Raw genomic sequence first — 12,281 nt, 5'->3', positions numbered from 1 at the left:
TGTGGCCGTGGCGGTTTGGCTCTAACGGGTAGCGAGCCGACAGATTCATTATCGTGTGTATTGTTAACTTCTACCATGGAACGCGCGACGGACAACGCGACCGACCAGCGGCTGAGCGCCCTCGAACACGCCTGCCGGGGCGTCGTCGGCGACCGACTGCGGAGCGTCAGCGTCGACGGCCCGGAGTTCAGCGGCACGCTCTACCGCCGGAGCGACCTGGCGCCGGGCGCCGACCGGCCGGTCCACGAGGCGATGGCCGAGGGCGCCTCGTGTGCGGTGCTCGCCGGCGGCGGACCGAGCGACGGCGGGGACGCCGGGAGTTCGTCCCCGACGCCGAAACCCGACGGCGGCCGCGTGGTCTGTGAGTTCGCCGACGGCTACGCCGCGCGGGTCCAGATCGGCGACACGAGCGTCGTCGCCACCACGGACGGTCTGAAGATGGATCGCGAGACCGAGCTCTCGGCGGCGGTGCGTGGCGTCTTCGGCGAGTAAAAGGACGGGTCGCCGGTCAGGCGAACAGCGCCGTCGCGGCCTCCTGTGCGGTCTCGATCACCGGCCCGAAGCCGGGGAGCAGCAGCACCGTGCCGACCAGCGCGACCGCCAGCGCGGCGTACAGCGCCGTCGGCGCGCCGCTCAGGTCGTGCTCGCCCTCCTCGAACCACAGCGCCCGCACGACGCGGGAGTAGTAGAACAGCGAGAGCGAGCTGTTGATCACGGCGATCACGACCAGCCACCAGAGGCCGGCCTCGACGGCGCCCGCGAACAGGAACAGCTTCGAGAAGAAGCCGCCCAGCGGCGGGACGCCCGCCAGCGAGAACAGGAACGCCGTCATCGCCACCGCGGCGAACGGCTTCTCGGCGCCCAGCCCGTTGTAGTCCTCGAACCGGCGGCCGACGCCCCAGTTCTCCGCCAGCGCCACGAACAGGAACGCGCCCGTGTTCATGAAGCCGTAGACGAACAGGTGGGCCATCGCGGCGCCCATCACGTCGCCGTTGGTGGCGGCCTCGGCCGACAGCGCGGCGAGGCCGATCAGCACGTAGCCGGCGTGCCCGATCGAGGAGTACGCCAGCATGCGCTTGACCTCGTCCTGGGTGGCCGCGGCGAAGTTGCCGAGCACCATCGTCGCCACCGCGAGCACCTGGAACAGCAGCGCCCAGTCGATCCCGGCGCTCGCGGCGGGCCCGAGCGGGAACCCGACGACGAACACGCGGAAGCCGAGCGCGAAGCCGGCGGCCTTCGACGCCGAGGAGAGGAACGCCGAGACGGGCGCGGGCGCCCCCTCGTACGCCTCCGGCGCCCAGAAGTGGAACGGGACGGCGGCGGCCTTGAACGCGACGCCGCCGGCGACCATCAGCACGCCGACGCCGGCGATGCCGACGCGGTCACCGAGCCCGGACTCGAACGCCGCCGCGATGTCGGGCAGCAGCAGCGAGCCCGTGGCGGCGTAGATCAGCGAGACGCCGAACACGAAGATCGCCGAGGAGAGCGCGCCGATCAGGAAGTACTTCAGGCCGGCCTCGCTGCTCCCGCGGTCGTTCTTCAGGAACGCGACCAGCGCGTACGACGGCAGGCTGACCAGCTCCAGCGCGACGAAGGCGGTCGCCAGCGAGTTCGCGCTCGCGATCAGCGACATCCCCGTCGCCGCCAGCAGCATCAGGCCGAACAGCTCGCCCTGGTTCTCCTTGCCGGCGAAGTAGTCGAACGACGCCAGCGACACCAGGATCGTCACCGCGGCGAACAGCGCGGTGAAGAACAGCGACATGCCGTCGACGACGACCGCGTCCGCGTACAGCGAGACGCCGTCGGTCGCCAGCCCGGTGCCGGCGGTGAGGAACCAGCCCGCGGCGGCCAGCGACGCCAGCGAGCCGACGACGGAGATGCCCGTGAGGACGCTCCCGTCGGTCGAGTCGGGCCAGACGCTGTCGTAGGTCAACACCGCGAGCGCCGTGAGCCCCAGCAGGAAGGTCGGGGTGAGCGGCGGTGCCGTCACCATCAGGCACCACCTCCGACCAGCGGGGCGATCGCGTTCAGGATCATGTCGAAGAACAGGTCAGGGGCGACGCCGAGCGCGATCACTGCCAGCAGCAGCACCGCGAGCGGCGCCACGTCGTGGAACGGGGCCGCGCCGACCTCGTAGTCGGCGTCGAGGCTGAACGGCCCGAACAGGGTCCGCTGCATCGCGAGCAGCAGGTAGCCCGCCACGATGACGATGCCGAACATCGCCGCCGCGGTGAACAGCGGCGCGCTCGGGATCACCGTCGAGTGGAACGAGCCGACGAAGATGAAGTACTCCCCGGCGAAGCCGGCCATCAGGGGCAGCCCCATGTAGCCGAACGCGCCGGCGACGAAGATGCCCACCGTGACGGGCATCCGGTCGGCCAGCCCGGACATGTCGCCCACCATCCGCGTGTGGGTCGTGTTGTAGATGACGCCGACGGCCATGAACATCAGCCCGGAGATCAGGCCGTGGGCGATCATCTGGAACGTCGCGCCCGCGACGCCGAACTCGGTGAAGGCGATGAGCCCGAGCAGCACGTACCCCATCGACGACACGGAGGAGTACGCGACGATGCGCTTGAGGTCCTCCTGTGCCAGCGCGAGGATCGCGCCGTAGATCACCGAGAACGCGCCGAGCGCGGCGATCAGGATCGCGAGATCGCTCGCCACGTCGGGCAGCATGGTGAAGTTGAACCGCAGCATCGCGTACGTCCCCATCTTCAGCAGCACCCCCGCCAGCATCACCGACGCCGGCGTGGGCGCCTCGACGTGGGCGTCCGGCAGCCACGTGTGCAGCGGCGCGACGGGCACCTTCACCGCGAACCCGACGAACATCGCGAGGAACGCGACGAGTTTCAGCGTCCCGGGGGCGAGCCCCATGAACGAGCTCACGTTGCCGCCGGCGTCGAGCGCCATCGCGACCTCGGGCAGCGACAGCGTGTCGATGCTGTCGCCCAGCCCGCCGAAGGTGAGCGCGACGAAGCCGACGAACATCAGCAGGCTCGCGACGTTCGTGTAGACGAAGAACTTGATCGCGGCGTACTTCCGGCGCGGGCCGCCCCAGACGCCGATGAGGAAGTACATCGGCAGCAGGGTGGCCTCCCAGAAGACGAACCAGACGAAGAAGTCCAGCGCGGTGAACATCCCCAGCAGGTTCGCCTCCATGAACAGCATCAGCCCGTAGAACTGCGACTGGCGGCTGTCGATCGGCGTCCACGCGCTCACGATCGCGAGCGTCGTCAGGAACGCCGTCAGCACGACCAGCGGCAGGCTGATCCCGTCGAGCCCGGTGAACCACTGCACCTGGTAGCCCGACAGCGCGAACAGGTCGAACTGCGTCTCGAAGGCGAGCGTGCCGCCCGTGAGGGCGTTGCCGCTCCCGTCGAACTGTGTCCACATCCAGAGCGTCCCCACCAGGGGGACGAGGCTCAGCGCCGCGCCGACGCGGTTCGCGACCTCGTCCGGCACGAGGAACGTGAGCAAGGCGGCGACGAACGTGAAGCCGATGAGCGTCTCGATGATCATTCAGAACCACCCTCCGTAGATCGCGAAGCCGACGAGTAGGGCGGTCAGCCCGAGCGTGAGCATCGCGGCGTAGTGGGTCACGATCCCGTCCTGGATCCGCTTGATCCGGGAGCCGCCGAACAGGCTCACGCTGGAGACGCCGTTGACCACGCCGTCGACGACCGCCTGATCGAACACGTCGGCGGCCTTCGACAGCGGGAGGACGACGCCCTCGGCGAGCCAGACCTGGTACTCGTCCTGGTAGTAGTTGTTGTACAGCACGTCCTTGACGACCCCCAGCTTGTCGGTGTAGGGGTCGGGGTCGGCGCCGCCGTACAGCACGTACGCCGAGCCGGCGCCGAACAGCGCGAGCGCCAGCGAGAGCAGCCCCACGAGGTACGACGGCAGGTTCGCCGCCGCCATGCCGGCGCCGTAGTCGGCGAACAGCACGTGGTGGTACTGGTAGCCGCTGGTGCCGAGCGTCTCGGCCCAGCCGGCGCCCTCCGTCCCGTAGAGCCACTTGTGCAGGAAGTCGATCTCCGCGCCGGTCAGGTCCTTCACCGGGACCATGTTGACGAACCCGACGGTCGTCGCCAGGATCCCCAGCACGACCAGCGGGAGCTTCACGTTCCAGCCCGGCTCAGTCGCCTCGCGTGCGGTGTCGGTGCGGGGCTCGCCGTGGAAGGTGAGCATCACCATCCGGAACGTGTAGAAGCCGGTGAACAGCACCGCGATCAGGCCCATGCCGTAGGCGACAAGCAGCGCGGTGCCGAGGCCGCTCGTCGTGCCGAGCCCGTGGACGAGCGCCTCGTACAGCACCTCGTCCTTCGACCAGAAGCCGGCGAACGGGACGATGCCCGCGAGCGCGAGCGAGCCCGCGAGGAACGTGTAGTAGGTGACGGGCATCCGGTCTTTCAGCCCGCCCATGTCCCACATGTCCTCGTTGTGGTGCATCGCGATGATCACCGAGCCGGCGCCGAGGAACAGCAGCGCCTTGAAGAACGCGTGGGTGAGCAGGTGGAACGTGCCGGCGACGTAGCCGCCGGCGCCCAGCCCCAGCATGATGTAGCCGTACTGGGAGATGGTGGAGTACGCGAGCACCTGCTTGATCTCCTTCTTCACCAGCCCCATCGTCGCCGCGAACAGGGCGGTGAACGCGCCGACGAGCGCGACGACGGCCATCGCGGTCGGCGAGAGCGCGTAGAACCCGTACATCCGGGCGACGAGGTAGACGCCGGCCGCCACCATCGTCGCCGCGTGGATCAGCGCCGAGACGGGGGTCGGACCCTCCATCGCGTCGGGTAGCCACGTGTGCAGCGGGAACTGGGCGGACTTGCCGATCACGCCGCCCAGCACTAGCAGGCCGACGACGGTGAACCACGCCGTCGGCGCGAGGCCCAGGAACGTGTTCACCGTCGCCTCGCCCTGGATCGCCGCCTCGGCCAGGCGGGGGAAGCTCCCCTCGCCGGCGAACTTCGCCGTCCCGAACGTCGCGAACACGGCGACGACGCCGATCAGGAAGAAGTAGTCACCGAAGCGGGTGACCAGGAACGCCTTCTTCGCCGCGCTGGGCGGGCCGGCCTGGCGGAACCAGAAGCCGATCAGCAGGTACGAGCAGAGCCCGACCAGCTCGAAGAACATGAACGCCATCAGGAGGTTGTCGGCGACGACGAACCCCAGCATCGAGGCCGTGAACAGGCCGAGCCCGGCGTAGTACCGGGGGAGGCCCGTCTCGCCCTCGTCGTTCATGTACCCCAGCGAGAACACGTGGACCAGCAGCGCGACCAGCGAGACGATGAGCAGCATCATCGCCGACAGCGGGTCGAGCAGGAGCCCGAACGTGAGTTCGAGCGGCTGGCTCAGGCTCCCGGTGGCTTCGCCCCCGGCAGCCCACGTGTAGATCGTCTCGTTGTACGTCTCGCCGCCGCTGACGGTGAGGAACACCCATGCGGAGAGCAGCAGGGAGCCGGCGGTGGCCGCGATCCCCGGGAGAGCGCCGCCCTTCGGCAGCAGGTCCCGCCCGGAGAGGGCGACCCCGACCGCGAGACAGAACGAGAGGAACGGTAGCAGTACGATCGCCGGTGCGTAGTCGAATGCTCCTACCATCTTACCACCTCATCGACTGCGGGACAGTCACGTCGACGTCCTTGAAGTTGCGGTACAGTACGAGGATGATGCCGATGCCGACGGCGACTTCCGCGGCGGCGAGCCCCATCACGAACAGGCTCATCACCTGCCCGGTGAGGTTCCCCCACTGGAGGCTGAACGCCACGAAGTTGATGTTCGCGGCGTTGAGCATCAGCTCGACCGACATCAGGAACAGCAGCGCGTTCTCGCGGGTCAGCAGCCCGTAGAGGCCGATGGAGAACACGGCCGCCGAGAGCACGAGGTAGTACTCGACCGGGACCATCAGTTCTCCACCTCCGTCTCGTCGGATGCCGAGGAGCGTGGCTCCTCGCGCCCCCCGTCGGTGAGCGCCGTCGACAGCCCGGCGCTGTCGCCCTGTCGGCGCGCCAGCGTCACGGCGGCGACGGTCGCGACCACCAGCACGAGGCCGATGATCTCGAACGACGCGAGGAACCCTTCGACGGAGACGGCCGCCATCGACTGCAGGTCCATCAGCGCGTAGCCGATCCCCGCGACGAGCGACGCGTCCTCGGGGAAGCCGGCCGACTCGCCGAAGCTCGCGGTGAGGAACACCGCCGCGAGCACGACGAACAGCACCGACGCCGCCAGCCCGTTGACGTAGTTCGTGTCCTCTTTGAGCTCTGGTCGACTGACCATCTAGCTGTACACCTCCGATTTCGGCTTCTCGGTTCGCGTGAGCATGACGGCGAACGTGATGAGCACGAGCACGCCCCCGATGTAGACGAGTATCTGCATCGTCGCCGGGAACGTGGCCTGCAGCATCACGTAGTGCACCGCCAGGCTCGTCAGCGCGCCGCCGAGCAGGAGGGCGCTGTGCCATGGGTCCTTCACGAGGACGACCCCCAGGGCACAGCCCACCGTCACGGCGGCGAACAGCGCGAACGTGATTGTCTCTGTGACCATTGTGTTACTGGTAGTCGACCTCGCCCGCCCCCTCGCCGACCCACGCGGCTCGGTCGGGGTTCCGGGCTTCGAGGGGGTCGCTCCCCTTGTACCACGGGACGTTCTTCAGCTGTTCCTTGTTGTAGGCTAACTCGTCTTTCGTGTCCGCCGTGAACTCGAAGTTCTGAGTCAGGATGATGGCGTCGACGGGGCAGACCTCCTCACACAGCCGGCAGTAGATACACTGGCCGACGTGGAGGTTGTACTCCTCCCCGTTGCGCTGCTCGTCCATCACGATCTGGATCGTGTCGTTCGGACAGACGTTCTCGCACTGCCGACACCAGATGCAGCGCTCCTGACTGAACTTGTGGACCCCGCGGAACCGCGGGCTCACTTCGGGCGCCGCCTCCGGGTACTCCACCGTGAAGGTGTTGCCGTCCAGTGCGTGCTTCATCGTCGTCGCCATTCCTTTCAGGATTCCGATCATACAACCACCCCCACGATTAGGGCCGTGAGCACCAGGTTGAGGAAGGAGAGCTCGAGCATCCCCTTCCAGCCGACTTCGATCAGCTGGTCGATACGCAGGCGCGGTGCCGCCGAGCGCAGCCACTGGGTGAGCAGGAAGAACGCCCAGATCTTCACCACGAACCAGAGGAAGCCGATGCTCTCCGGGCCGGGGCCGGCCGCGCCGCCGAGGAACAGCACCGCGGTGATGGCGCCGCCGAGGAAGATGTGCAGGAACTCACCCAGGTACAGCAGCACGAAGTAGACCGAGGAGTACTCGGTCTGGAACCCGGCGACGATCTCCGTCGGCGCCTCCGGGATGTCGAACGGGTTGCGCCCCACTTCGGCGACGTTCGCCGCGAGGAAGAGGACGAACGCGAACGGGTTGACGATCGCGAACCACGAGGGGATCGCGAGCCCGCCGACGCTGATCAGCGTCTCCTGCTGGGCGGCGACGATCTCGCTCATCCGGAGCGAGCCCGTGAACAGCACCACCGAGATCCCGGTCACGACGAGCGGGATCTCGTATGCGAGGTTCTGTGCGACCGCCCGCAGCGCGCCCAGCATCGAGTACTTGTTGTTCGACGCGTAGCCCGCCATCACCATGCCGAGGCTGGCGATGGACGCGACTGCGAACACGTAGGCCAGCCCGACCTCGGGGTCGGCGAGCTGGATGCCGCTCCCCATCGGGATGACCGCGAAGCCGAGCATCGCCGAGCCGGCGACGATCAGCGGCGCCACGTCCCACGCCGGACGATCGGCGCCCTCGGGGACGATCAGCTCCTTCGACAGCAGCCGCAGCGCGTCGGCCGGGATCGTCCCGAGGCCGGCGGGGCCGATGCGGTTGGCGGCGATGCGGTCGGTGAACTTCGCGGTGATCTTCCGCTTCGCCCACGGGCCGGCGACGCCGGTCATCGCGAGCATCACGTTGCCGACGATGAACGCCGCGATCAGCGCGGCGACGAACTCGCCGACCGCGCCGAACCCGCCCAGCCCGAGCAGGTTCGCGAACACGTCGGGCAGCGGGGTCTCCGTCTGGAGGATCACCGGTCCACCTCCCCGAGCACGATGTCCAGGCTACCCAGCGCGGCGATCATGTCGGGGATGTACTCCCCGTTGCTCATCTCCGGCAGGGTCTGGAGGTTCGAGAAGCACGGGCTCCGGATCTTGAACCGGGCGGGCTTCTCGGTGCCGTCGGCGCGGATGTACACGCCGAGTTCGCCCTTCGCGCCCTCGACGGTGCGGTAGATCTCCTTGTCGTCCTCCGGGCGGAGGGTCCGCGGGACGTTGGCCTGGATGTTCCGCTCGTCCTCGGGCCAGTCCTCGAGCAGGTCGACACACTGCTCGATGATCTTCGCGGACTCCTCGACCTCGCGCATGCGGACGAGCAGGCGGCTGAAGTTGTCACAGCCGTCCTCGACGGGCACCTCCCAGTCGAGCTCGTCGTAGTAGCCGTACGGGTCGTCCCGGCGGAGGTCGTAGTCGATGCCGGAGCCACGGGCGACCGGGCCGGTGGCGCCGTAGTTCTTCGCGACCTCCTCGGGCAGGACCCCCGTGCCGACCGTCCGCATCTGCAGGATCTCGTTGCTCGTGATGAGGTCGTGGTACTCCTCCAGCGCGTCGGGGAGCTCGTCGACGAAGGTGCGGACCTTCTCGAAGAACTCCTCGCGGGGTTCGGGCAGGTCCCAGACGACCCCGCCGAGCCGGAAGTAGTTGAACATCAGCCGCTGGCCCGTGAGATCCTCGAGGATGTTCTGGGCCTTCTCGCGGTCCCGGATCGCGTACATGAAGATCGCGGTGAAGTCGCCGTAGATGTCGAGCGCGAACGTCCCGACGGCGAGCATGTGCGCGGCGATCCGGCAGAGCTCGGCGCCCATGGTGCGGATGATCTGTGCGTACTCGGGCACCTCGATGTCCGCGAGGTCCTCCGCCGCGCGGGCGTACGCCCACTCGTTGAGCAGCCCCGCCGAGATGTAGTCCCAGCGGTCCGGGTACGGCATGATCTGGTGGCGGTAGGTGCCGTTCTGGGCCATCTGCTCCTCGTTGCGGTGGAGGTAGCCGATGTCCGGCTCCACGTCGACGACCTGCTCGCCGTCGAGCGTCGTCTCGAGGTGGAGCACGCCGTGGGTCGCCGGGTGGTGGGGCCCGATGTTGACGAACATCGTGTCCGAGTCGGTGTCGGACCGGTGGTCGTCCTGCAGCGGGTTCGCGTGCTCGCGCAGGGGCACCATCTGCGGCCGGTCCTGGTCGTAGTCAAGCCCCATCGGGTGGCCCTGCCACGTCTCGGGCAGGAGGATCCGGCGCAGGTCCGGGTGGTCGTCGTACTCGATGCCGACGAGGTCGTACGCCTCGCGCTCGTGCCAGTCGGCGGTCCGGAACACGGGCTCGGCGGACTCGCTGACCGGGTTCTCGGAGTCGGTCGGGACGACGACGCTGACCTCGTCGGTCGGGTCGTCGAACTTCTTCAGGTGGTAAATCGACTCGTAGCGGTCCGGGTACTCCTCGGCGGTGACCAGCGAGAGGTGGTCGTAGCCGGCCTCGTTCTTGAGGCGGCCGAGGGTCTCCTGGACCGTGTCGGGCCGGATCACGAACGCCGGCGCGTTCATGTGGTCGTCGGTGTCGACGATCAGGTCGTCGAGCAGCGCCTCGAGTTCGGTCTCGCCGGACTCGATCTCCGGGGTCGCCTCGTCGCCTTCCTGCAGGCTCATGGCGAATCAGCCCAGTTGTAGCGCATCACCAGGTCCTCCTCGTCGATCTCGGACGCGAGTTCGTCAACGATCTCGTCGCGTTCGAGGTCGCCGAACTGTTCGAGTTCGTAGGGCTTGACCGTCACCGGCGACGCCTCGCCGTTGGCGATCCGCTCCTGTAGCTTCGCGACGCCGTACACCAGCGCCTCGGGGCGGGGCGGGCAGCCCGGGACGTGGATGTCCACCGGGATGACCTCCTCGGCGCCCTTGATGACGTTGTACCCCTCCTGGAACGGGCCGCCGGAGATCGTACAGGAGCCCATGCCGACGACGAACTTCGGCTCGGGCATCTGGTCGTACACGCGCTTCATCCGCGGGGCGAACTTCGAGACAATCGTCCCCGGGACGATCATCACGTCGGCCTGTCGGGGCGACGCCCGCGGCACACCGGCGTGGAAGCGGTCGAGGTCGTGCTTGACCGCGTACGTGTGCATCATCTCGATGCTGCAGCAGGCGATCCCGAACTGCAGCATGAACATCGACGAGCCCCGGACCCAGTTCATGAACTTGTCGAACTTCGTGAGAATGAACGGCGAGGAGCCGAACGCCTCGCGAAGCTTGGAGTTGAACCGGTCGCCCTGGCCGCTCATCCGGGCGTCGCGGGTCTCAGTCAGTACTTGTGAGTCGTCGGTTCGGAAGAGTTCTCGTTCGCTACTCATTGGTTTGCCTCCGTCTTCTCTTCGAGCGCACGCGGACTGGACACCCACTGCACGGCGCCCTGTCGCCACGCCCAGACGAGTCCGACGACCAGCACGCCGATGAACACGAGCATCGGCGCGAGCACCTCCATCATGGAGGCGCCCCCTTCGAGGGCCGGTCGGTAGATGACCGTCCACGGAAAGATCAGGACGGTCTCGATGTCGAAGACGACGAACAGCAGCGCAACCATGTAGTACTGGATGTTGAACCGGATGCGCGTCGTCCCCGTCGGGATCTCGCCGCTCTCGTAGACGGCGCTTTTCCCCTGTTCGGGCACACTGGGACGCAGCAGCGACGACACCGCCATCATGGCGACGGGGATGCCGACGCTGACCACCGCCAGCGCGCCGATAGCTATCCATGGATTCATGTCGGGTTCTCCGTAACGTTTCCGAGGTTCGACCCCACGGCTCTTAAGCGTTCATTTCCCCACGCGGGCGAGCGTGCGGATCAGTACCACGTGTTCGGGCTATCGCTCCCGTTCGCGGAACCCCGCCACGCCGAGGTCGTGCAGCGCCGCCGACACGTCGCCGACGCCCTCGCGGCGCTCGTCGTGTAGCTCCACGAGCCGCTCCCGTAGCTCCTCGTGTTCCCGCGAGAGCACCTGTGCCGCCGAGAGCGCGGCGTTGTACGACTTGCCGGCGTCGACGGCCGTGATCGGCGCGCCCGTCGGCATCCCGATGACGGAGTCGACGGACTTCTCCTGGACGGGGACGCCGACGACGGGGATGGGGAACGCGATCGAGGCGGTCATGTTCGGCAGGTCCGCGGACTTCCCGCCCGCGCCGGCGACGATCACGTCGAGCCCGCGGTCCGCGGCGGTTTCGGCGTAGGCGTACATCAGGTCCGGGGTCCGGTGGGCCGAGACGACGTAGGACTCGTAGCTGAACCGCCCCTCGGGCGGGTCGGCGTGGTCGGTCTGCTCGGCGAACCCCAGCGCGTCGAGCGCGTCGAAGGCGCCCTGCATCGTGTCGAGGTCGGAGTCAGAGCCCATGATGATCCCCACGTCGGGGGTCGCTTCGGCCGGCCGGTCGGCGGCGGCGTCCGATTCGAGACGGTCGATCAGGTCGGTGACTGAAGGCATGGTTACTGGAAGGTCAGCGAGTCCCGCAGCGATTCGGCGGTGTCGAGCGCCGACTCGGCGCTCGCGTCAGGGGCGTCGGCGACCGGGTCCGTCACGGTCACGTGGCCCATCTTCCGCAGCGGCCGCGCCTCGCGCTTCCCGTACCAGTGGAGGCTGGCGGCCGGCTCGGCGAGCACGGCGTCGACGCCCGAGAGCGTCGCCCGCTCGGGGGTTTCCACGTCGCCGAGCACGTTCGCCGACGCCGTCGGCGCGACGCGGTCGACGGGCCCGAGCGGCCACCCGAGCACGGCGCGGACGTGCTGTTCGAACTGCGAGGTCGCCGCGCCCTCGATCGTCCAGTGGCCCGAGTTGTGGGGACGCGGCGCGATCTCGTTGACGAGGATCTGCCCGTCAACGTCGAACAGTTCGACGCCGAACACGCCGCGGCCGTCGAGCTCCGCGAGCACGTCGGCGACGACCTCGCGGGCGCGCTCCCGGGTCGCGTCGTCGACGCGCGGCGGCGACACGGTGCCGCGCAGGATCTCCTCGCGGTGGATCGTCTCGGTCACCGGGAACACGCGGGTCTCGCCGTCCGCGCCGCGGACGCCGATGGCGGCGAGCTCGCGGTCGAACTCGAGCAGCTCCTCGGCCACCGCGTCGCCGCCGACCGCGTTCAGCGTGCGCCCCGCGGCGTCGGCGTCGGTGACGGGCTCGTTCCCCCGGCCGTCGTAGCCGCC

Annotated in this window: 14 protein-coding genes; 1 reads left to right on the top strand and 13 read right to left on the bottom strand. The window is 68.3% G+C overall.

All coding sequences use genetic code 11. The features are described 5' to 3' along the window. Window positions 1-75 precede the first annotated feature (75 nt). The gene (locus tag ACP95_RS13660) at window positions 76-492 is read left to right on the top strand and encodes a hypothetical protein (RefSeq protein ID WP_049981731.1); all 417 of its coding nucleotides are present in this window, start codon (window positions 76-78) and stop codon (window positions 490-492) included. A gap of 16 nt (window positions 493-508) precedes the next feature. Here ACP95_RS13660 and ACP95_RS13655 read toward each other — a convergent pair whose 3' ends face one another. The 13 genes from ACP95_RS13655 to ACP95_RS13595 all read right to left on the bottom strand — a co-directional run. Further along, window positions 509-1,993 carry an NADH-quinone oxidoreductase subunit N gene (locus ACP95_RS13655; protein ID WP_049981730.1) on the bottom strand — a complete coding sequence of 495 codons (1,485 nt, stop codon included), beginning with the start codon at window positions 1,991-1,993 and terminating at the stop codon, window positions 509-511. Beyond that, the gene (locus ACP95_RS13650; RefSeq protein ID WP_049981729.1) at window positions 1,993-3,522 is read right to left on the bottom strand and encodes a complex I subunit 4 family protein; all 1,530 of its coding nucleotides are present in this window, start codon (window positions 3,520-3,522) and stop codon (window positions 1,993-1,995) included. The genes ACP95_RS13655 and ACP95_RS13650 overlap by 1 nt, the downstream gene beginning before the upstream one ends. After that, complete coding sequence (nuoL, locus tag ACP95_RS13645; protein WP_049981728.1) at window positions 3,523-5,607, bottom strand: NADH-quinone oxidoreductase subunit L; 2,085 nt, start codon at window positions 5,605-5,607, stop codon at window positions 3,523-3,525. Window position 5,608: 1 nt separating this feature from the next. After that, window positions 5,609-5,911: an NADH-quinone oxidoreductase subunit NuoK gene (gene nuoK / locus ACP95_RS13640; protein WP_049981727.1), complete on the bottom strand. Its 303-nt coding sequence runs from the start codon at window positions 5,909-5,911 to the stop codon at window positions 5,609-5,611. Next, window positions 5,911-6,285: a hypothetical protein gene (locus ACP95_RS13635; protein WP_049981726.1), complete on the bottom strand. Its 375-nt coding sequence runs from the start codon at window positions 6,283-6,285 to the stop codon at window positions 5,911-5,913. Before ACP95_RS13635 ends, nuoK begins: the two co-directional genes overlap by 1 nt. After that, window positions 6,286-6,552 carry an NADH-quinone oxidoreductase subunit J gene (locus tag ACP95_RS13630; protein ID WP_049981725.1) on the bottom strand — a complete coding sequence of 89 codons (267 nt, stop codon included), beginning with the start codon at window positions 6,550-6,552 and terminating at the stop codon, window positions 6,286-6,288. It lies immediately after the preceding gene. A gap of 4 nt (window positions 6,553-6,556) precedes the next feature. Then, a complete protein-coding gene (locus tag ACP95_RS13625) occupies window positions 6,557-7,018 on the bottom strand; it encodes a NuoI/complex I 23 kDa subunit family protein (protein WP_049981724.1) in 462 nt (153 codons plus the stop codon). Beyond that, window positions 7,015-8,082 carry a complex I subunit 1/NuoH family protein gene (locus ACP95_RS13620; RefSeq protein ID WP_049981723.1) on the bottom strand — a complete coding sequence of 356 codons (1,068 nt, stop codon included), beginning with the start codon at window positions 8,080-8,082 and terminating at the stop codon, window positions 7,015-7,017. The genes ACP95_RS13625 and ACP95_RS13620 overlap by 4 nt, the downstream gene beginning before the upstream one ends. Next, window positions 8,079-9,743: an NADH-quinone oxidoreductase subunit D gene (locus ACP95_RS13615; RefSeq protein ID WP_049981722.1), complete on the bottom strand. Its 1,665-nt coding sequence runs from the start codon at window positions 9,741-9,743 to the stop codon at window positions 8,079-8,081. The genes ACP95_RS13620 and ACP95_RS13615 overlap by 4 nt, the downstream gene beginning before the upstream one ends. Beyond that, a complete protein-coding gene (locus ACP95_RS13610; protein ID WP_049981721.1) occupies window positions 9,740-10,441 on the bottom strand; it encodes an NADH-quinone oxidoreductase subunit B in 702 nt (233 codons plus the stop codon). Before ACP95_RS13610 ends, ACP95_RS13615 begins: the two co-directional genes overlap by 4 nt. Then, window positions 10,438-10,851 (bottom strand): NADH-quinone oxidoreductase subunit A, encoded by a 414-nt coding sequence (locus ACP95_RS13605; RefSeq protein WP_049981720.1) that lies wholly within the window; start codon window positions 10,849-10,851, stop codon window positions 10,438-10,440. Before ACP95_RS13605 ends, ACP95_RS13610 begins: the two co-directional genes overlap by 4 nt. A gap of 99 nt (window positions 10,852-10,950) precedes the next feature. Further along, window positions 10,951-11,565, bottom strand: coding sequence for a 5-(carboxyamino)imidazole ribonucleotide mutase (gene purE / locus ACP95_RS13600; protein ID WP_049981719.1), 615 nt, complete (start codon window positions 11,563-11,565; stop codon window positions 10,951-10,953). Between the two features lie 2 nt (window positions 11,566-11,567). After that, window positions 11,568-12,281: ATP-grasp domain-containing protein (locus ACP95_RS13595; RefSeq protein ID WP_154018550.1), on the bottom strand; the 714-nt coding region annotated here is incomplete at its 5' end.

The organism is Halolamina rubra, from assembly GCF_000739555.1.
GTDB lineage: Archaea > Halobacteriota > Halobacteria > Halobacteriales > Haloferacaceae > Halolamina > Halolamina rubra.
Note: the sequence above shows the minus strand (reverse complement) of the source record. Positions and strands in the feature narration are given on the sequence as shown.